This window comes from Arthrobacter sp. StoSoilB5 (assembly GCF_019977235.1).
Lineage (GTDB): Bacteria > Actinomycetota > Actinomycetes > Actinomycetales > Micrococcaceae > Arthrobacter.
This window is the reverse complement of record NZ_AP024646.1, coordinates 39,228-58,179: the sequence shown is the minus strand read 5'-3', so window position 1 is coordinate 58,179 and position 18,952 is coordinate 39,228. Positions and strand designations below refer to the sequence as shown.

18 protein-coding genes are annotated in these 18,952 nt (G+C 63.6%); 7 read left to right on the top strand and 11 right to left on the bottom strand.

The window, feature by feature from the left end; genetic code table 11:
* Window positions 1-13: 13 nt before the first annotated feature.
* From LDN75_RS00285 to LDN75_RS00275, 3 genes are read right to left on the bottom strand one after another with little or no spacing between them, the layout of a single operon-like run.
* The gene (locus LDN75_RS00285) at window positions 14-541 is read right to left on the bottom strand and encodes a YbhB/YbcL family Raf kinase inhibitor-like protein (protein ID WP_223935229.1); all 528 of its coding nucleotides are present in this window, start codon (window positions 539-541) and stop codon (window positions 14-16) included.
* Window positions 542-579: 38 nt separating this feature from the next.
* Complete coding sequence (locus tag LDN75_RS00280; protein ID WP_223935228.1) at window positions 580-1,521, bottom strand: carbohydrate kinase; 942 nt, start codon at window positions 1,519-1,521, stop codon at window positions 580-582.
* A 41-nt stretch (window positions 1,522-1,562) separates the two neighbouring features.
* Window positions 1,563-2,384 (bottom strand): alpha/beta hydrolase, encoded by an 822-nt coding sequence (locus LDN75_RS00275; RefSeq protein WP_223935227.1) that lies wholly within the window; start codon window positions 2,382-2,384, stop codon window positions 1,563-1,565.
* Window positions 2,385-2,494: 110 nt separating this feature from the next.
* On the opposite strand from LDN75_RS00275, the gene LDN75_RS00270 reads away from it, so the two are divergent.
* The 3 genes from LDN75_RS00270 (at window position 2,495) to LDN75_RS00260 (ending at window position 6,187) form a co-directional block, all read left to right on the top strand.
* The gene (locus tag LDN75_RS00270) at window positions 2,495-3,601 is read left to right on the top strand and encodes a RelA/SpoT domain-containing protein (RefSeq protein ID WP_223935226.1); all 1,107 of its coding nucleotides are present in this window, start codon (window positions 2,495-2,497) and stop codon (window positions 3,599-3,601) included.
* Between the two features lie 7 nt (window positions 3,602-3,608).
* Window positions 3,609-5,105 carry a SulP family inorganic anion transporter gene (locus LDN75_RS00265; RefSeq protein ID WP_223935225.1) on the top strand — a complete coding sequence of 499 codons (1,497 nt, stop codon included), beginning with the start codon at window positions 3,609-3,611 and terminating at the stop codon, window positions 5,103-5,105.
* Window positions 5,106-5,194: 89 nt separating this feature from the next.
* A complete protein-coding gene (locus LDN75_RS00260) occupies window positions 5,195-6,187 on the top strand; it encodes a bile acid:sodium symporter family protein (protein WP_223935224.1) in 993 nt (330 codons plus the stop codon).
* A 16-nt stretch (window positions 6,188-6,203) separates the two neighbouring features.
* On the opposite strand, the gene LDN75_RS00255 is transcribed toward LDN75_RS00260, so the two are convergent.
* Complete coding sequence (locus tag LDN75_RS00255; RefSeq protein ID WP_223935223.1) at window positions 6,204-7,208, bottom strand: LacI family DNA-binding transcriptional regulator; 1,005 nt, start codon at window positions 7,206-7,208, stop codon at window positions 6,204-6,206.
* 129 nt (window positions 7,209-7,337) lie between these two features.
* On the opposite strand from LDN75_RS00255, the gene LDN75_RS00250 reads away from it, so the two are divergent.
* A complete protein-coding gene (locus tag LDN75_RS00250) occupies window positions 7,338-8,594 on the top strand; it encodes a D-arabinono-1,4-lactone oxidase (protein ID WP_223935222.1) in 1,257 nt (418 codons plus the stop codon).
* Window positions 8,595-8,686: 92 nt separating this feature from the next.
* Here LDN75_RS00250 and LDN75_RS00245 read toward each other — a convergent pair whose 3' ends face one another.
* The 4 genes from LDN75_RS00245 to LDN75_RS00230 are packed head-to-tail and all read right to left on the bottom strand — an operon-like array spanning window position 8,687 to window position 14,285.
* Window positions 8,687-10,447: a biotin carboxylase N-terminal domain-containing protein gene (locus tag LDN75_RS00245; protein ID WP_223935221.1), complete on the bottom strand. Its 1,761-nt coding sequence runs from the start codon at window positions 10,445-10,447 to the stop codon at window positions 8,687-8,689.
* Between the two features lie 7 nt (window positions 10,448-10,454).
* Window positions 10,455-12,125: a 5-oxoprolinase/urea amidolyase family protein gene (locus LDN75_RS00240; RefSeq protein ID WP_223937682.1), complete on the bottom strand. Its 1,671-nt coding sequence runs from the start codon at window positions 12,123-12,125 to the stop codon at window positions 10,455-10,457.
* 18 nt (window positions 12,126-12,143) lie between these two features.
* Complete coding sequence (locus LDN75_RS00235) at window positions 12,144-13,478, bottom strand: MFS transporter (RefSeq protein WP_223935220.1); 1,335 nt, start codon at window positions 13,476-13,478, stop codon at window positions 12,144-12,146.
* A gap of 48 nt (window positions 13,479-13,526) precedes the next feature.
* Window positions 13,527-14,285, bottom strand: coding sequence for a 5-oxoprolinase subunit PxpA (locus LDN75_RS00230; protein WP_223935219.1), 759 nt, complete (start codon window positions 14,283-14,285; stop codon window positions 13,527-13,529).
* 205 nt (window positions 14,286-14,490) lie between these two features.
* Here LDN75_RS00230 and LDN75_RS00225 point away from each other — a divergent pair, with 205 nt between their 5' ends.
* The gene (locus LDN75_RS00225; RefSeq protein WP_223937681.1) at window positions 14,491-15,129 is read left to right on the top strand and encodes a GntR family transcriptional regulator; all 639 of its coding nucleotides are present in this window, start codon (window positions 14,491-14,493) and stop codon (window positions 15,127-15,129) included.
* A gap of 28 nt (window positions 15,130-15,157) precedes the next feature.
* Here LDN75_RS00225 and LDN75_RS00220 read toward each other — a convergent pair whose 3' ends face one another.
* On the bottom strand, window positions 15,158-15,883 hold the full coding sequence (locus tag LDN75_RS00220; RefSeq protein ID WP_223935218.1) for a LysR family transcriptional regulator substrate-binding protein: 726 nt from the start codon (window positions 15,881-15,883) through the stop codon (window positions 15,158-15,160).
* Between the two features lie 33 nt (window positions 15,884-15,916).
* Between LDN75_RS00220 and LDN75_RS00215 the strand changes: the two genes are divergently transcribed.
* Window positions 15,917-16,366 (top strand): DUF5997 family protein, encoded by a 450-nt coding sequence (locus LDN75_RS00215; RefSeq protein ID WP_223935217.1) that lies wholly within the window; start codon window positions 15,917-15,919, stop codon window positions 16,364-16,366.
* A gap of 52 nt (window positions 16,367-16,418) precedes the next feature.
* Here the strand turns inward: LDN75_RS00215 and LDN75_RS00210 are convergent, their stop codons facing one another.
* Complete coding sequence (locus tag LDN75_RS00210) at window positions 16,419-16,799, bottom strand: VOC family protein (protein ID WP_223935216.1); 381 nt, start codon at window positions 16,797-16,799, stop codon at window positions 16,419-16,421.
* Between the two features lie 79 nt (window positions 16,800-16,878).
* Here LDN75_RS00210 and LDN75_RS00205 point away from each other — a divergent pair, with 79 nt between their 5' ends.
* Complete coding sequence (locus LDN75_RS00205; RefSeq protein ID WP_223935215.1) at window positions 16,879-17,442, top strand: hypothetical protein; 564 nt, start codon at window positions 16,879-16,881, stop codon at window positions 17,440-17,442.
* An 84-nt stretch (window positions 17,443-17,526) separates the two neighbouring features.
* On the opposite strand, the gene LDN75_RS00200 is transcribed toward LDN75_RS00205, so the two are convergent.
* Window positions 17,527-18,903: an NAD(P)/FAD-dependent oxidoreductase gene (locus LDN75_RS00200; RefSeq protein ID WP_263422412.1), complete on the bottom strand. Its 1,377-nt coding sequence runs from the start codon at window positions 18,901-18,903 to the stop codon at window positions 17,527-17,529.
* Between the last annotated feature and the right edge of the window lie 49 nt (window positions 18,904-18,952).

Below are 18,952 nucleotides of genomic sequence, written 5' to 3'. Positions count from 1 at the left end.
CCAAATGCCGCCGCTAACGTTCGAACATGCCCGTAATGGTTCCCCGCGCCAAGGTATGCGCCGGAAGGGCTGAGGCAAGTATGCGCGCTTCGGAATTCTTTGGTACGCCCAGGTCCTCCACATCCAAGGCATGTACGGCCACTATGTACCGATGAGGCCCATGCCCCTTCGGTGCGGCCGCCCCAAGGTAGCCGGCGCGGCCGCCGTCGTTCTTTAACTGGAAGGCACCGGCGGGCAGGGCGTGACCGTCCTGGCCACCGGAACCGGCCGGAAGACTTGACACCTCGGGGGGAATATTGAGCACAGCCCAATGCCAGAACCCTCCAGGATCCGGAGCATCCGGATCCAGCATTGTGACTGCGAAACTCCTCGTTCCGTCAGGAGCTCCGCTCCAGCTCAGCTGTGGAGAGATGTCCTTGCCGCCGGCGCCTAGAATTCCGCTCCGCTGATCGGGACCCAAGGTTTCACCATCGCGGAATGACTCGCTCGTGACCTGTAATTCGGGCACGGGCGCCGAGGCGTAGGGGTCGTGGTCCTTCATGGTGCACCTCCAATCGGCCGGTCTTCCCGGCTAGAGTTTTAACTGGCAACAGCACGGTGGTTCAGCTCAGCCCGCGTGGGCGGATTGGCTCCGGCCCGGGACACCGTGACGGCGGCGGCACGGGTCGCATGGTCCATGATTGCGGCCAGGGTTTCGGCCGGCATGGCCCTCAGTGCCCCGCGGTTTTGCGCGCCGTCCAGCCCGCGGTCAACGATCGCGGACAGCAATCCCGCCATGAACGAATCGCCGGCACCAACGGTGTCTACGACCGTCACGGAAGGCGCCGGCACCTGGGTCTCTCCGGTGGCTGTCGTTCCCCACGGTCCACGCGCGCCCCGCGTCACCACCACCAGCGCGGGGCCTCCTGTACCGCCCAAAGACAACCAGCGCCGAGCCGATTCCAGTGGGTCGACGCCCGGGTACAGCCATTCGAGGTCTTCGTCAGAGGCCTTGACGACGTCGGAGAGCACCACGAAGCGTTCGGCCTGCCTTCGTGCGTACTCGCGGTCGGTGATGATGCTGGGACGGCAGTTGGGGTCGAAACTGATGGTGCAGCCCGGGTGGGCATGCTCGACGGCGGCAAGCACGGCCGCGGCCCCGGGCTCCAAAGCGGTGGCTATCGAACCCGTATGCAGCAAGGTGGCGCCCTGCAGCATGAGCGGCAACCGCTCCGCAAGGCCCGGCAAGTCCCAGGTGAGGTCGAAGGTGTAGGTGGCGGCGCCGTCGTCGTCGATCAGTGCGGTGGCCACGCTGGTGGGTTTGCCGTCGGGCGGAAGGGGAACCATCACCGAACTGGATCGGAGGTGCGCGGCAACGGAATCGCCGTACGCGTCCTGGCCAAACCGCCCGATGAACTGCACGGGGTGATCCAAACGCGCCAAGCCAACAGCGACGTTGAGCGGACTGCCACCAACGTGCGCCTCGATTCCGCTGGGGCGCTGCACGACGTCAACCAAGGCCTCGCCAATCACAGTCAGCATGGGACCACTCTGCCAGAGGAAGGGCGGGCCCTACCAGTGATTCAGGAGAGCAAGCGCTGCACCAATTCGCGGCATTTCTTGTAGGCCACGGCCTTGGGGTCTATGAGATCGAAATGGTCGCCCGGGACACGCAGCAGCTGCGCGGCACTTCCGGCTGCCGTTGCCGCCGCGACATAGGCCTCGGACTGGCTGGCAGGAACGTCTTCATCGTCCGTAGCGTGGACGGCGAAAACTGGAACATTAATGGGCAGGGAGCTCATGGGATCGGCGTACTTATGCCTCTTGGGGTATCTGGCGGAATCACCGCCCATGAGGTTGCAGACAGCACCGTTGCTGAGATTCAGTTTTTCCGCGGCGGCAAGGTCCAGGAGGCCGGACTGGCTGACGACGCCCGTTAGATGGACGGCGTTATCCTCGGGTCCCCGCACGAGCTGGCGGTCGGCGTCGGGCGTTCCGATGGCTGAAAGGCGCTGCCGTCCGGCCGCCCACACAGCCAGATGACCCCCGGCGGAGTGGCCTAAGGCCACCACCTTGCCCAGGTGGAGCTCGTGCTTTTCGGCGATTTCGGCGAGATGGTCAATGCCGGCCAGAATATCTTCGAAGGTATGGGGCCAACCACCGCCGTTGCCGGCCCGCCGGTATTCAAGATTCCAGGCGGTAATTCCATGTGCCGCGAGGTCGCGGGCCAGGGGCTCACCGAGCTCGGCGCCGTACTGTGAACGCCAATAGCCGCCGTGGATCACAACTGCGACACCACCCGCGACAGGTGACGCGCCGCGATGGTTTCCGTTGTTCGGTTCAGGTATGAAGAGTTCGCCCCACTGACTGGGGTGTTCGCCGTAGCTGTACTTGTGCCGCAACATTGCGCCCTCCTTTGTACCGAGCCTATCGTGACGTCCCGCAACTTTGGCTAGGGGCACCCCGACGGCGGGTGGCCCGCTCCAGTGTCAGACCCGCCCCGTAAGCTGGGGGCATGGCAAGCAATTGGGACAGCCTGGACCAGGACCAGCGCGATGCAGTGAATGCGAACGTGGCGCTTTATGAGCGTGTTCGCCCTGCCCTGAAGCGGGTCACGCGGGATGTGTTGCTGACCTTGCGGGACATGCTTAACGACGCCGAGGTCACTCCCCTGTTCGTCACTGGGCGAACCAAAACGGTGGAGTCGTTCCGCGAAAAAATTTCCCGCACGGATGATCCCTTGGAGCCGGGCGGCCCTCGCATCCTCAAGTTCCCTGACCCGTTCCGCACTTTGAACGACATGGTGGGCATCCGCGTCATCACCAAGCTGCCAGCCGAGAACGCTGCCGTGGCCAACATCATCAAGCGGCAACGCCAGCTCTTCGATTGCCGGGGAGACCGTGAAAAGGACATCGGCTCCATCGAATCGGGCACGTACGGATACTCCAGCCGGCACCTCATCCTTCGCACCATCCAGAACGAGGCCGTCAAGGAATACCAGCACGTGTTCAATCCGGACATGCCCGCCAACGGCAGCTACTTCTTCGAGTGCCAGATCCGCACCGTCTTTGCGCACGCCTGGAGCGAGATCGAGCACGATATCCGGTTCAAGGCGGAGGATCCACGCGCCTGGACGCCACATTTCGATCGCCAGTTCACCGCCACTGCGGCCATGTTGGAAACCGTGGAGAGCGCCTTCGCCGACCTCCACGAGCGTTACGAAGAAGTCCGAGGCTATTGGGACCTGGAGGGAGAGGGCGCCTCGCCACTGACTCCCAACCGCGTTCGGGACGTGTGGCGTACGCTCCTGCCTCACGTTGACCGAAAAGTTGATGACGACTGGGGCTGGGCTGCCGAACTCCTTGCGGCCCACGGACTCACCAAAACCGTGGAACTTGCCGGGCTGCTTAGTGCAAACCGGATCACCGAGGTCCGCAAAGCCCTGGACCACCGCTATTCTCCCGGCCCCGACCGTCTCCTGGACGACCTGCTGCTGTGGCAATACGGAACCGAACACATCGACCTCACCGCTGAGGCGCCCGACGTCGTTCCGCACCCGCGGCGCGACAGCCTCCAGCGGCGTCTTAAGCAGATTGAGCGTTACCGCCAGACCGCACTGTAAGGACGCCATGACACCCGAGCAACTCATGTCACTGCGGGCGACCTTCCGCTCGCCCCGCCGCCTGCTGACGGAATCCCTTGCGGGACTGGTTGTGGCACTGGCGCTCATTCCGGAGGCCATTGCGTTCTCGATCATCGCAGGCGTGGATCCCCGGGTTGGACTGTTCGCTTCCTTCACCATGGGCGTGGTGACTGCCGTTGTGGGTGGTCGTCCAGCCATGATCTCCGCGGCGACGGGTGCCGTGGCCCTGGTCATCGCTCCCGTGATGAAGGAGCACGGGCTCAACTACTTGATTGCCACGATCATCCTGGCTGGTGTCTTCCAGATCATCCTTGCCGTCCTCGGCGTCACGCGGCTCATGCGGTTCATTCCGCGCTCGGTGATGATCGGATTCGTGAACGCACTGGCAATTCTGGTGTTCATCTCGCAGATGCCCGAACTCTTCAATGTCCCCTGGATGGTCTATCCGATAGTTGCCGTGGGATTGGTCATGGTCTTTGGCCTACCCCGGCTGACCACGGCCATTCCCGCGCCGCTCGTAGCGATCGTGGTCATCACCTTGGTCACCGTTCTGGGGCACATCGACGTTCCTACGGTCAGTGACAAAGGCGAACTTCCCCACAGCCTGCCAGGATTCTTCCTGCCCGATGTCCCACTGAACCTGGAGACGTTCCAGACCATCGCGCCCTTCGCGCTGTCCATGGCCCTCGTTGGACTGTTGGAGTCACTTCTGACGGCCAAGCTCGTGGACGACATCACGGACACGCGATCCAATAAAACAAGGGTTTCCTGGGGCCAGGGGGTGGCCAACATCGTCACAGGGTTCCTTGGTGGCCTGGGTGGTTGTGCGGTGATCGGACAAACAATGATCAACGTCAAGGGATCCGGCGCACGGAGCCGGCTCTCAACATTCCTGGCCGGCGCCTTCCTGCTGGTCTTGGTGGTTGTCCTTGGCGATGTGGTGGGCATGATTCCCATGGCGGCCCTTGTTGCGGTGATGATCTTCGTTTCCCTGATCACCTTCGAATGGCACTCTATTCGCCTGTCCACGTTGAAGCGGCTGCCCAAATCGGAAACCGCCGTTATGCTCGTCACCGTTGCCGCTGTGGTGGCGACGCACAATCTGGCGGTGGGTGTCGGCGTCGGCGTTTTGACCGCGATGGTGCTGTTTGCCCGGCGCGTTGCGCACTTCGCGACTGTCGAGCGGACGGAACTGGAGCTAAACGGTGAAACGGTGGCCACGTACACGGTGGACGGCGAACTCTTCTTCGCTTCGTCCAATGATCTGTACACCCAGTTCGACTATGCAAAGGATTCTTCGGACGGCATAGATCGGGTGGTGATCGATCTTCACAACTCGCACATCTGGGACGCTTCGACCATCGCAGTGTTGGATTCGGTCACTGAGAAATACCGCAACCACGGGCGCGAGGTGGAGTTCATTGGCCTCAACGAGGCGAGTATCCGAATGCGTGAGCGGCTCGCAGGCAAGCTGAACGGCTAACCCAACCGAGACGACGGATGTCTGACATATACGCCCGTGAGGATGTAACGAAGTCGTCCGGCTTGAATGCTAAGTGTGAGCATGGATGAATGCTTGAGGCAACGAATTCCCAGACGGAAACAGAGTCAGCCCCTCCCCTGAACGCGGCCCTCGCCGCAGAGGCCAAGATAGCGCGCATAGCCGTGACGGTTTTCCCGCTCCTGGTGGTGCTGGCTGGGGTCCTCGGGTTCCTGCTTCCGGACCTGTTCAAGCCCATGGGCCTCGCCGTGCCATATTTGCTCGGTGTCATCATGTTCTGCATGGGCCTCACGCTGACGCCGCCCGACTTCGCTTCCGTGGCGCGTCGACCGTGGGCGGTGGCACTCGGCATCGTGGCCCACTACGTGATCATGCCTGGAGCGGGCTGGTTGATTGCCGTCCTGCTTCAACTACAGCCCGAGCTCGCTGTTGGCCTTATCCTTGTGGGCTGCGCACCCTCCGGTACGGCGTCCAACGTGATGGCGTTCCTGGCCAAGGGCGACGTAGCCCTGTCCGTCGCTGTTGCCTCGGTTTCCACCCTGATCGCTCCCATCGTCACACCGGCACTGACCCTCCTCTTGGCCGGTTCGTTCCTGCACATTGATGCTGGTGCCATGGTGCTGGACATCGTGAAAACCGTGTTGCTTCCGGTGATCGCAGGCCTGCTCGCCCGGCTGTTCCTCTCGAGGCTCGTCGCTAAGGTGCTGCCGGCACTTCCCTGGGCTTCCGCCGTCGTGATTTCACTGATCGTGGCGGTCGTGGTGGCTGGCAGCGCCAGCAAGATCGTTGCCGCCGGTGCCATCGTGTTCCTGGCAGTCGTCCTCCACAATGGCTTTGGGCTGGGCCTGGGTTACCTGGCCGGTAAGCTCGGCCGCCTCGACGACAAGGCCCGCCGCGCCCTGGCATTCGAGGTCGGCATGCAGAACTCGGGTTTGGCCGCGACGCTGGCCACCGCACATTTCAGCCCGCTGGCAGCGCTGCCGTCGGCCGTGTTCTCGCTGTGGCATAACATCTCGGGCGCAATAGTGGCTGCTTGGCTGGCTCGCCGCCCGCTGAAGGACTAGCGCCCCCGGGATCCAGCTAACCCCGGGTGGTGCCGCGCCGATGGAGTGTCCACGGTGACGGGAGGCGGACGCCCTCGGGCGGAGTTGCTCCGGCAAGGCGGTCCAGGAGCATCCTGACCACCTTCTCGAAGATAGGATCCGGACCCACTGTGGTCAACGGCGGATCGTATTCCTGGCCCTCCGTGGAATTCCCGACGCCGACGATTTGGATGTCCTCCGGTACGCGAAGTCCCAGTCGGTAGGCCGCGCGGATCGTCTGAAGGGCTTCCATATCGTCAGTGCAAAGGATGGCCGTGGGCCGGTCCGGTAGCTGGAGCAACTCAAGGGCAGACTGATACGCGATATCCGGCCGATGCTGGGAGGTGCGGACAAGGGATTCGTCCAGCGGTATGCCCGCCCTTTCCAGTCCGGCAGCATACGCCGCAAAACGACTCTTGACCCTGCCCGCAGGCGCCGCCCGGCGAATACAAGCGATCCGGCGGTGTGACGCCGCAAGGAAGTCCATGCCCTCCTCCAGCCCTGCCTCGGATTCGGGAGCAAGGACGTCAAATCCGGCTGGCTTCATGGTTCCTGAAATCACCACTTGGGCGACACCCCGGCGGGCCAGTTCGGTGACGGTTTCATCCTCGGCAGTGGCTTCCGGGAAGTAGCCGATGATGACGCCATCAGCACCGCCGGACATCATGAATTTTCTCCAGTCCTCACCCAAAAGGATCACAGGCTGGTAGCCGTGCTGCGGGAGGATCCGTGCCGCCGCTGCCGCCAAGGCGCGATCCCACGGCCATTCCAGGTTGCCGATTGCCACCGCAACAACATCGGTCTTGCCACGCCGCATGCCGCGCGCCGCCTGATTGGGAACGTAGCCCAGCTCCTTGACGGCCGCCAGAACCCGATCCTGCGTGGGCTGGCTGATCCGCGTGGTGCCCCCATGACGCCCCGAAAGCACATAGGAAACGGTCGTCAGGGATACGTCCGCCGCCGCCGCCACATCCCGGATAGTGGGCTTGGATCCCTTGCTCACGTGCTGCTCCTGATAGACGTCGGATTTCTTGAACTCTATCTTCAACCAGTTGGACACCTCTTGACGCAATTAGTTGTGAACGTTAACAATTACGGGAGCCAGCAAGTAGCCAAGTGGGAAGATCATTCAATGAAGAACTGGGCAGGAAACCTCGAGTACTCGTCCGCGGAAGTCCAGCGGCCCACGTCGGTGGACCAGCTGCGCGCCCTTGTGGCCAACGCGCCCCGGATCAAGGCCCTCGGTTCCCGCCACTCTTTCAACAAAGTGGCGGACACCGATGGCACACACGTTCTCCTGGATGCATTGCCCCAGGAAGTTGTCCTCAACAAGGACAAGGGAACCGTCAAAGTCAGCGGGGGAACCAGCTATGGCGCCCTGTGCCGGGCGATTGAAGAGCAGGGTTACGCCATCCACAACCTCGCATCGCTCCCCCACATCTCCGTGGCCGGCGCTATCCAAACCGGAACGCACGGCAGTGGGGTCAACAATCCCTCCCTGGCTGGCGCCGTCGTGAGCATTGACCTGGTGCGTGCAAACGGCGAGCTGGTGACGCTCACCGAGGACGACGACGAGTTCCCGGCCAGCGTAGTAGGAGTCGGCGCTCTGGGCATTGCCACGGGACTGGAATTGGCTGTCCGGCCGAGCTATCAAATGCGGCAGCGCGTGCTCACGGAATTGCCGTGGGACCGGGCGCTGGCCGATTTCACGAGCATCGCCTCGGCCGCGTACAGCGTCAGCTTCTTCACCAACTACACCGGCGACGCCATCCCGCAGGTGTGGTTCAAAGCCCTGGATTCCGAGCCAGCCCTGCCTGACCTCTTCGGTGCCACCGCGCCTACGGCCGCGCTCCATCCGCTGCCCGGCATGTCAGCCGAGAACTGCACGGGTCAACTGGACGAGCCCGGCAAATGGCTGGACCGGCTGCCCCACTTCCGCCATGAATTCACGCCGAGCAATGGTGAGGAACTCCAGAGCGAGTTCCTCCTGCCACTGGACCAAGCCCCGGCTGCCCTGGAGGCTGTGCGTGAACTCGCTGACAAGCTGGCACCTCTGCTGTTTATCTCCGAAATCCGCACAGTAGCCGCCGACGAGTTCTGGCTCAGCCCGTTCTACCACCAGCAAAGCGTTGCACTGCACTTCACATGGAAGCCGCTGCAGGCCGAGGTGGAGGCGGTACTCCCCGAACTCGAGGAAGCACTGCGTCCCTTCGGCGCGAGGCCACACTGGGGAAAGCTCTTCACGCCAGGCCTGTACGACTTCGCCACGCTCTACCCACGCTTCGAGGACTTCTGCAGCCTTGCCGTCACCCACGATCCCAGCGGCAAGTTCCGCAACGGCCTACTCGACAACATTTTGGGAGCCGCAACCTCGTTGCTTGGCCGCTAATCCGTTGCTGCCGAACAACGAAATAGCGGGTTAGCGACCGCCCAGCCCACGCCCGGGATTTGCCCAGGACGGGATGAGTCAAGCCAGCCGGTCTAATCGATGTGCGCCAGCACAGCGCCCGCCGTCACCACTCCACCGGCAGCCGACAGAACGGAGGAGAGTGTGCCCCCGCGATGTGCGGTGACCTGGGTTTCCATCTTCATGGCTTCGAGGACCACCAACGGATCACCGGCAGACACCTCGGCTCCTGGTTCGACGAGCCACTTCACAACTGTTCCCGCCATGTTGGACACCAAGGCGCTCTCGGACACGGCAGCCTCACCGGCGTCTGAAGCCGGCAGTCCTGTCACGTCCGAAGCCGCGGGAAGACCCTGCCCGGACCGTGCCCAGCCGTCCAACAGGTCCGCCGGAAGTCCTACAGCAAGCCGCTTGCCGTCGACGTCCACAGTGATGGTGCGGCGCGTCCCGCTTGGGGCAACCACGTTGTACTCCGGATCAACCGGGATCTGATCCGCGAAGTCTGTCTCGATCCAACGCGTGTGGACGCGCAGCCCAGCCACGGAGGTGAAATCAGCGGACTCCACCACCGCGCGGTGGAACGGCAAAACGGTGGCCAGTCCAGTGATCTCCATTTCGGCCAGAGCACGCCGTGCGCGGCGCAGGGCTTGCTGCCGGTCGGCACCCGTGACAATCAATTTGGCCAGGAGCGAATCGAACTGTGGCGCTATGTACGAGCCCGGGCGCACGCCGGTGTCCAGGCGAATTCCGGGACCCGTGGGCGCTTGGAACGAAACTACGGTGCCGGGAGAAGGCAGGAAGCCGCGGCCAACGTCCTCGGCGTTGATGCGGAATTCAAAGGAATGCCCGCGCGGGGACGGGTCCTCGGTAATGCTCAAGGGCAAGCCGGCTGCGATACGGAACTGTTCCTGGACGAGGTCGATCCCGGCCGTTTCCTCGGTAATCGGGTGCTCCACCTGCAGGCGGGTGTTCACCTCCAGGAAGGCCACGGCGCCATCGGCCGAGACCAGGAATTCAACGGTTCCGGCACCGTAGTAGCCGGCCTCGCGGACGATTGCCTTGGCGGCATCGTAGATCTGCTGTTGCTGGGAGTCACTCAGGAAGGGCGCCGGAGCTTCCTCCACGAGCTTCTGGTGGCGGCGCTGGAGCGAGCAGTCGCGGGTTCCCACTACCACCACGTTGCCGTGGACGTCGGCGACCACCTGGGCCTCCACGTGCCGGGGCCGGTCAAGGTACTGCTCCACGAAGCACTCGCCGCGCCCGAAAGCCACCACGGCCTCGCGCACAGCGGAATCAAAAGCTTCCTCTACCTCGACGAGCTCGCGGACCACTTTGAGCCCGCGGCCACCCCCGCCAAAGGCAGCCTTGATGGCCACCGGGAGTCCGTGTTCCTCGGCAAAGGCACGGGCTTCAGCAGCAGTGGCAACTGGTCCATCACTTCCGGCCACAAGAGGGGCACCCGCACGGACAGCTATCTCGCGGGCCGTGATCTTGTTGCCCAACTGGCGGATCGACTCCGGCGAGGGACCGATCCACTCAAGTCCGGCGTCGAGCACTGCTTGCGCAAAGTCCGCGTTCTCGGAAAGGAAACCGTACCCGGGGTGGACGGCGTCAGCTCCCGACCGTTCGGCAACGGCGAGCAGTTTCCCAACGTTCAAGTACGTCTCAGCGGGGCTGTTTCCACCCAGGCTATAGGCTTCATCGGCGGCAGCCACGTGCATTGCGTCGGCGTCGATGTCCGCGTAGACGGCCACGGACGAAATGCCGGCGTCATCGCAGGCACGGGCTACTCGGACGGCAATTTCTCCGCGGTTCGCAATCAGGACCTTGCGCATCAAATACTCACTTCTCTGGGGTCTTGGTGAAGTCGGGGGAATCGGGGACGAACCGGAACCGGATCCGTCCGCCAATAGGGACCTGCCCGGCGAGGTCAAGGTGTTCGTCGCGCACCACGCCGATCACGGGATATCCGCCGGTGATCGGGTGGTCGGCCAGGAACAGAACGGGGAGGCCGGCGGGGGGGATCTGGAGGGCTCCGGCCATGGTGCCCTCGCTGGGGAGCTCGCCCTCGCGGGCACGATTCAACGGTGTGCCATCCAGTCGCATGCCCACGCGGTTGGACTGCGGCGTGACAAGCCATTCCTGGCTTGTTAGCGACTCGATCGCGGACTGGTCGAACCAGTCTGCGCGCGGTCCTGGAACGACATCGAGCACAGTGACACCGGCACCCGGGAATTCCGGTTGCAGCTCCGGGCTTCCAACCGCCGTGGAGGCCGTGGCATCGCCCGCCGGGAGCTCCTGTCCAACCAGCAGTGGCGCAGGTCCGATCCCGGACATCGTATCGGCTGACCGGCTCCCCAGGACTTCCGGAACCGCTATGCCGCCGCGGATTGCGACGTAGTTCCGGAATCCGGACCCGGGCGGTCCCAGGGTGAGTACTTCGCCGTCGAGCAGGGCGAAAGGCGCGGCCATAGGGACGGTGCGTATTTCGCCTACGTGGGCGTCGGCAGCGGACTCCTCGGATTCAGCCCACGACGGCGGCTGGATAGTCAGCGTCGTCGGCGCACCGGTAACGGCAATCACCTGATCCCCGACAGCTTCCACGCTTAGCCCGCCGTTGACGGCCTCTATCGCGGCGGCCGATGAGCTGTTGCCGACCAGCCGGTTGGCGCGGCGCAGCGACGCCCTGTCCAAGGCACCGGCAGCGGAGACCCCCAAGGCCCCGTAACCTCTGCGGCCAAGGTCCTCGATGAGGCTCTGCGCGCCGGGGTTGAGTACCCGCAGCCCGGAGTCCGTGTGGTGATCAGCCTCGGGTTCAGATTCGTGTTCCGCGCTGGCTGTGACAACTTCCCGAACAGCGCGGTACTGCACCCTGTCGCCGGGACGAACCAAGGCCGGTTGGGCCCGGTCCAGGTCCCACATCCGGGCTCCCGTTCGGCCAATTAGTTGCCAACCGCCCGGGGAACGCCGCGGATAGACCGCCGAGTACTGGCCGCCGAGGGCCACCGATCCAGCGGGAACTGCCGTGCGCGGTGAGGGGCGGCGGGGAACCGTGAGGGCATCGTTCTCGCCCACCATGTAGCCGAACCCGGGAGCGAAGCCTGCGAAAGCAACTGTCCAGATCTGCCCGGTGTGCGCGGCAACCACGCCCTCCACGCTCAGTCCGGTGAGTTCCGCGACGTCGGCGAGGTCATCGCCGTCGTAAACGGTATCGATGACCACCAGCCCGGAGTCAGTAACCTCGGGTTTGGTGAGCTCGAGTTCCAATAGCCGCGCGCCGATGGCGCGGGTTGCGGCCGCGGATTCGCCAACGACCATAACCGTTTCGGCCGCTGCCAGCACGTCAACCTGGCCAGGGAGCGGGGACTTGTAGAGCATGTCCTGCAGGGCAAGTACATCCTGCAACCCGTCCAGCTCGGCCAGGACGGCGCGGGTGCCAACGGGTCGCACGGAGCGGACCCTTTTCGCTGTACTCGTTTGCTTCGCGGTGGTCGTTTGCATCACGGTCTCCATCATCGGCTTCGCCGCCTATTAGGCGGGCGATTCCTGAAGCAGGCGAACGTCTTCTTCGGGCTTCGGATCCCGGCCCAGAAGCATGCCCACGATCGTGACGATGGCAGCCAGGAGGATGTATGCGGCGATCAAATACCAGCCGCCGGATGCCGCGCCGTAGAGAGCGGTGAAGATGATGGGCGCAATGGCCCCACCAATCACGCCAGCCAGGGTGTACGCCAGCGAGCTGCCGGCATAGCGGAGGCGGGCTGGGAACTGCTCAGTAATGAACGCTGCCTGCGGGCCGTACATGAAGGCGTGGAGGGCCAAGCCAATGACGGTACCGATGGTCAGCATGGCCACGGACTTGCCCTGGATCATGAGGAAGAAGACCGGGATGTAGGCAGCTGTTGCTGCAGCGGCAATGCCGTAGACGAGGCGGCGGTTGAACCGGTCCGTCAAGGCGCCTGCCAGCGGGATCAGGAAGAGCTGGAACGCGGAGCCGATGAGGATGGCGGCAAGGACATTGCCGGTGGTCATGCCCAGTTGCTTGGTGGCATACACAGCGACGAACACGGTGAACAACGCGTAGAGGATGTCAGGGCAAACGCGGGAGAGCGCCGCGGAGACCAAGGCCTTGGGCTGGGTGGTGAAAACTTCCTTGATCGGCGCCTTCGGACGCTCGCCATGGGCCTGGATTGCCTTGAAGACAGGGGTTTCTTCGAGCTTGAGGCGGATGATCAGGCCAAAGACCACCAGAAGTGCTGAGGCGAGGAAGGCGACGCGCCAGCCCCAGGAGAGGAAGGCTTCATTGCTCAGCGAAGCAGCAAGTATGGCGAGGACGCCATTGGCCATCAGGTTGCCTGCAGGCGGGCCGATCTGGGCAGCGGAGGACCAGAAGCCACGCTTGTTGGGGTCGCCGAATTCGCTGGACAGCAGAACCGCTCCGCCCCATTCGCCGCCGACGCCGATGCCCTGGGCGAGGCGAAGAAGCACCAGGATAGTGGGTGCCGCCACGCCAATCACCGAGTAATCGGGCAGTGCGCCGATGAGTACGGTCGCAACGCCGATGAGCACCAGGGTGAACACCAGGACGTACTTGCGGCCAATCTTGTCGCCCAAGCGGCCAAAGATGACGCCACCGATCGGACGGGCCAGGTAGCCCACCGCAAAAGCGGAGAAGGAGAGCAGCAGTGCGACGAACTCATCATTGCCCGGGAAAAAGATCTTGGGGAAGACAAGTGCTGAAGCCACTGAGTAAATGGCGAAGTCATAGTACTCAAGCGATGTGCCTGTGAGGCTGGCTATGTAAGCCTTGAGGGCGCCGGCTGGTGGCTTCCTTGTCACGGCTTTTGCTGCGTTGGTGCTGGTCATGGTTTCCTCCGGGGGATGAGGGTTTTGTAGCGCGGGGCCCGGGATGGGCTAGACGAACGAGCCGATGCTTACGCCGGCGTCGCCGAGTGCGGACTTCACAGCGGTAGCCATTGCGACGGCTCCCGGCGAGTCACCATGCACGCAGATGCTCTCTGCGCGGATCTTCAGGATGGAACCATCGATCGTCCTGACGGACTGATCGGTGGCCATCCGCAAAACGTGCTCCGCTACTTCAGCGGGGTCATGCAGGATCGCGCCTGGCTGTGAGCGCGAGACGAGGGTTCCGTCCGGGTTGTAGGAGCGGTCCGCGAACGCTTCAGAAACGCCACGGAGGCCGGCTTCCTCAGCGAGACGCAGGACTTCGGAACCTGGAAGGCCGAGGATCGGAAGGTTGGGGTCAACCGATTTCACGGCGTCGACGACGGCTTTTGCCTGCGCCGTATGCTTGACGATCGCGTTGTACAGGCCGCCGTGGGGCTTGACGTACTGGACGGTTGCGCCGGCTGTTGCGGCCAACGCCTGCAGGGCGCCGATCTGGTACACGACGTCGTCGGCCAGTTCCACGGGATCGATGTCCAGGAAACGGCGGCCGAAACCCGCCAGATCGCGGTAGCCAACGTGGGCGCCAACCACGACGCCGGCCTCAGCCGCCTTCTTGCAGGTGCTGCGAATAACGCTGGGGTCGCCAGCGTGGAATCCGCACGCAACGTTGGCACTGGAAACAGACTCAAACATGGCGGCATCGTCGCCGAGCGTCCAACGTCCGAAGGACTCTCCAACGTCGCTGTTCAGGTCGATGATTGCCATGGTGTGATCCCTGTCTCATGAAGTGCGTTACATCTAGGATGCACCAAAGTGTTGGATTGTTCAACAATTCAGCAATCCTAGTTTTCGGCAATCGTGTAAATTTTGAGTCATGGCCAGTGCAGATCAGGGATTTCGCGAATCGCGCGGTGCTTCCGCTGCCTCTGTCGCAACCGGCAACGCGGGCATCAGCGGCGCCCGGGCCCGTATGCGCATAGCCGTCCCGTCCGTTGCCGAGCGGGTGGCTGATGAACTGCGCTATCAACTTGCCGAAGGCATGCTGCTGCCCGGCACCAAATTGACTGAAGCCGCAATCGCGGAGGACCTCGGCGTATCCCGGAACACTGTGCGCGAAGCCTTCGCCGAGCTGGCCAGCGAGCGTCTGCTGGTGCGTCAACCGAACCGGGGCGTTTACGTGGCCACGCTGGAAGCCGGCGACATCCACGATGTCTACACCGTGCGCAGGGCCATCGAGGTCAGCTCCATCCGGGCCGGAGGCTCCCCGGAGCGCATCGCCGCGGTGAGGGCCGCCGTCGAAGAAGGCAAACGCGCTGCAGCGGCAGACGATAACGAAGGCCTCGGCAGCGCCAACCAGCACTTCCACGGCGCGATCGTTGGCCTTGCCGAGAGCGGGCGGCTCAACACGATCATGGCCCAGGTTCTCGCCGAGATGCGGCTGTACTTCCACAAGGCCACGGTCAATGCGAACTTCTACAGCGACTGGCTCAAGGAAAACGAGCAGATTTGCTCAGCTCTGGAATCAGGCGATCTCGACCGCGCCGGGGACCTTCTACTCGCCTACCTCAACCGTTCGGAGCAGCAACAGAAGGCAGTTCACGGCGAATAGCCGTAGATTCCCGGCGTGGGCAGGAGCCTTAGCGCTTGCCCTTCTTGCGCGAACCCTTGCCGCGGCCCTTGTCCGGGTTCGGGGCATAGCGTTGCGCCACCGCGGGCTTTTTGGCGCCGCCCCCACGACGATCCGGCTTGGGCGCCTTCTTCGGCTTCTCCTGCTGGGCCGACGGCTGACGGGAACTCTGCGCGGTCCGGCCACGCACGATCCCAATGAACTCCTCGATCACCGGGCTATCCGTTCCGGCAAGCCAAGCGAGGCCAATCTGCGTCCCAGGAGCGCCAGTCAGAAGCCGCATCACAGTCTGCTTGTTGTTAAAGTGCCGGGCGACGGACATAGGCAGGATAGCCAATCCGGCTCCGGATGCCACCATCTGGAGGGCCATGGACGGCCCGCCCATTTCCTCCACATCCAGGAAGTTTTCCTCGGACAGGTCCTCCAGCGCGACTTCTTCAAACACGGAGATCTCGTGCCCCTTGGGCGCCACCACCACCGGCTGCTCTTCATAGAGAGGAATGACATTCAGGCCTTCGCGGTCCACCGGCAACCGCACAAAGCTGAGGTCAGCGGAACCGTCACGCAGCACCGAAAGTTGCGCACCGTCGTCGGACATGAACGCGTGCAACGGAACGTCCGGCATCCGCTCTTCCCAGCGCCGGATCCATTTCCCAGGCGTCACACCCGCAACATAAGCGAAGCGAAGCTCGGTGGGGGGCTCGGTGAATTGGGCGGATTCTTCAGGTGCTGGCACACACTCACAGTACCGGCCAGATACCCTTGAAGCATGACGTCCTCCAACTCCCAGTCCATGAAGCCGGCAACCGTAGCCAAGAAACTCGGCATCTACCTGCCCGCGACACCCCAGGAGTTCCAGGATTCGTCCATCTCCCGCGAAGAATTCGCCGAACTCCAAGCCAACCCGCCGGAGTGGCTCGCTGAACTCCGCCGCAACGGTCCGCACCCGCGCCCGGTTGTGGCACAGAAGCTGAACGTCTCTATTAGCGGCCTCGCCCGCGGTGGCGTGGAAGAAGCCCTCACGACGGCGGAAATCACCGAGCTGCTGCAGGCTCCGCCGCAGTGGCTGGTTGTGGAGCGCGCCACCCACGCTGCGGTCCGCGCTGAGGCCCAGCGCGTCAAGGATGAAGCCGCGAAGAAGGCGGCCACGAAGGAAGCCAAGGACAACGCGGCCGCCAAACGCGATGCCCCGAAGACGTCGAAGCGGGATCACGCATAGCTTTTGAGTTGGCTGTGGCCGGGACCCGTTGGTCCCGGCCACAGCTGTTTAACTAGTCCTGATGGAGCTGGACGAAGTTCCCGCAGCCGTCGTCGAAGACTGCGCTGATGCCGGAGAAATCCTCAGCAGGTTCGCCCTGGAACGTCACGCCGGCAGCCATCAGGCGCTCATATTCAGCCTGGACGTCAGCCACGCCAAAGGTGATCGCAGCGAGCCCGGCCTCGTGCAGAGCGTTCATGTAGTTGGCACCTATTGGGTTGTCACTGGGTTCCAGCAGGAGTCCCACGGAGCTGTTGTCTGCGCCAGGGTCCTTGATGATGAAGAGGTTGTACTCCGGCATGGCCATCAGGGTCTCGAAGCCGAGCGTCTCCGTATAGAAGGCATGGGCTGTAGCGGGGTCCTTGACGTGGATGCTGCACATTTTCAGTCTCATGGTGCCTAGGCTACGCCCGGGGACGGACACAGGCGCATACTGAAATCACAGCAGCGCGTACTCGCTTGGAGGTGGTCCAATGCCCGCCATGATGCTCCTGTGGGGCGTAGCCTTGGTGCTCGCAACAGCGGCAACCACGTTCGTTCTCCACAGAAAACTCACGCATGGGCGCGGCCCGGAACCGGACACGATCTTCTGGGATCTCTTCGCGGGCCTGGTGGTGATTCTTCCCGCCATCCTGGTTCCCGCAGTGGAATGGGCGCCAGCCGGACTCATCATGGTCTTCGTTGCGGTGGCCACCGCAGCGGGAACATTGGCCTCCAGCCGCCGGGTGGAACGGATCCACGCAGCCGAGCCCCGGCGTCGTCCTGGCTTTGCGGAAGCAGCGGCCCGCCACGCGAGCATTCTCCAGCAGTGGCGGCGCTACGAACTCGATCCTGGGCAAGCAATAGACTTCCCGGCAATGACGGACGTAAGAGCGGCCGAGACAGCGGCACTTGCCCGTGCCATGCGCGAGGCCGAGCGCTGCAGGGTGACGCCCGGGACTGACTACCGGGCCGCCGTCGAGCGTCTTGCCCAGGCACTGATCGAAGCGGAACGTGCGGCAGGCGTACCGCCAGCCGGACTATCCACGCCGAGGTGACAAACACCAATTCCCGTGCGGGAACGTGGGTGTTTAGTGCCACCTCGGCGCGTGTCCCAGGCGGAGGGCCAAATCCGCCGTGTCCTAGCCGACCGGCAGTGCGCTCAACTTGTTGGCCTCGACGATCCGGGCAGCGGTCGCCTGGCCCATCCGGACTGCGCCGTCAACGTGCTGGTAGCCCTCGGCGGCGAGGTCGGACGAGGACCAGTAGATCGGTCCCACGTTCGTGTGCTGGTCCTTGCCGTAGCGGTGGAGTCCGCCGAGGTCGTAGCTGGAAGCGTACGCTCCGCGGGTCCATTCCTCCGAGCCCCAGTCGGATTCGTAGTAGACCTCGGGCGTGAGGGCCTTGTCGCCCAGGAATCCGGCGATCGATTCCAGGACGGCCTTCTTGCGGTCTTCGGCGCTGAGCTCGAACACGGCGTCGGCCTTTTCGTCGGACACGAAGCCCACCAGCGTGCCGCGGGAGTCGCCGTGGTTGGTGTTGTCGTAGACCTCCTGGACCAGGGCGCCGGCGCTGAATCCCGTGCCGGAGAGGCCGTCTTCGCGCCAGAACGGCGTGCTGTAAACGGCGTGGACCTTGATGACAAGGCCCAGCGACTGGTGCTGGTGCATCTGGTGCTGGCGGCGCGGCAGCGGCGGGTTGAAGGAAACGCGTGAGTACAGGTTTGGTGGCACCGCCATGATCACATACCGTGCGTTCACCGTGGCCTGCTCCGATTCAACCGTCACGCGGTCGACGTCCCAGTTGATGGTGCGAACCGGGCTGTTAAGTACGACGTCGGAACCCAGCTCGGCTGCCTGCAGCAGCGAAACCTGCTGCATACCACCAATAACGCGCTTGTCGAGGATGAAGTCTTCGTCCGTCAGGTGTGTAAAGGAGCCTGCGGAAGCGGCCATGAGGACGGCCTGCAGCGCCGAGAAGGCGTGTGCGGGCTTTGTCAGCATGCCGCCGGCGATGAAGAGCCCGATGTTATTGCAGGCTTCCTCGTCATTCGAATTCTGGCGGAGCCAGTGGTGGAAGGAGATGGTGTCCAGCTCGCGCGCCTTGGGGTGGGCCCAGGGCTCGGTGGGGCCGATCTCCGCCGCGAGGCCGTCCAGGATGGCCACCAACTTGTCCATCTCGGCCTTGGTTGTTTCGTTCACAGGGAAGGTATCACCGGTGTACTGGACGCGCTTGCCGTCGGCGCCGATGTAGACGGACTCCCCGTCGCGGTACCGGGGGTACATTTTCAGTCCGAGCTCGTCCAGCAGATCCATGAGGGCTGTCTGGTCCGGGGATACCCACTGGCCGCCGATCTCCAGCATGGCGCCGTCGATGGTGTCGGTCCAGGTGCGGCCGCCCACGCGGTCACGTGCTTCAAGCACTGCGACGCTGAGTCCGGCCCTCTTCAATTCGCGTGCCGCCGTCAACCCTGACGGTCCGGCACCGACGATCACAACGTCGCGATCAAGATTTTGCATGATGTCCTCTCCGTGGCCGTCCGTGGTGGCTGACCAATAAATGAATGGC

Coding starts and splice junctions, on each gene's coding strand:
- LDN75_RS00285 (WP_223935229.1), bottom strand. CDS start 541: ATGAAGGACCACGACCCCTACGCCTCGGCGCCCGTGCCCGAATTACAG.
- LDN75_RS00280 (WP_223935228.1), bottom strand. CDS start 1,521: ATGCTGACTGTGATTGGCGAGGCCTTGGTTGACGTCGTGCAGCGCCCC.
- LDN75_RS00275 (WP_223935227.1), bottom strand. CDS start 2,384: ATGTTGCGGCACAAGTACAGCTACGGCGAACACCCCAGTCAGTGGGGC.
- LDN75_RS00270 (WP_223935226.1), top strand. CDS start 2,495: ATGGCAAGCAATTGGGACAGCCTGGACCAGGACCAGCGCGATGCAGTG.
- LDN75_RS00265 (WP_223935225.1), top strand. CDS start 3,609: ATGACACCCGAGCAACTCATGTCACTGCGGGCGACCTTCCGCTCGCCC.
- LDN75_RS00260 (WP_223935224.1), top strand. CDS start 5,195: ATGCTTGAGGCAACGAATTCCCAGACGGAAACAGAGTCAGCCCCTCCC.
- LDN75_RS00250 (WP_223935222.1), top strand. CDS start 7,338: ATGAAGAACTGGGCAGGAAACCTCGAGTACTCGTCCGCGGAAGTCCAG.
- LDN75_RS00245 (WP_223935221.1), bottom strand. CDS start 10,447: ATGCGCAAGGTCCTGATTGCGAACCGCGGAGAAATTGCCGTCCGAGTA.
- LDN75_RS00240 (WP_223937682.1), bottom strand. CDS start 12,125: ATGGAGACCGTGATGCAAACGACCACCGCGAAGCAAACGAGTACAGCG.
- LDN75_RS00235 (WP_223935220.1), bottom strand. CDS start 13,478: ATGACCAGCACCAACGCAGCAAAAGCCGTGACAAGGAAGCCACCAGCC.
- LDN75_RS00230 (WP_223935219.1), bottom strand. CDS start 14,285: ATGGCAATCATCGACCTGAACAGCGACGTTGGAGAGTCCTTCGGACGT.
- LDN75_RS00225 (WP_223937681.1), top strand. CDS start 14,491: ATGCGCATAGCCGTCCCGTCCGTTGCCGAGCGGGTGGCTGATGAACTG.
- LDN75_RS00215 (WP_223935217.1), top strand. CDS start 15,917: ATGACGTCCTCCAACTCCCAGTCCATGAAGCCGGCAACCGTAGCCAAG.
- LDN75_RS00210 (WP_223935216.1), bottom strand. CDS start 16,799: ATGAGACTGAAAATGTGCAGCATCCACGTCAAGGACCCCGCTACAGCC.
- LDN75_RS00205 (WP_223935215.1), top strand. CDS start 16,879: ATGCCCGCCATGATGCTCCTGTGGGGCGTAGCCTTGGTGCTCGCAACA.
- LDN75_RS00200 (WP_263422412.1), bottom strand. CDS start 18,903: ATGCAAAATCTTGATCGCGACGTTGTGATCGTCGGTGCCGGACCGTCA.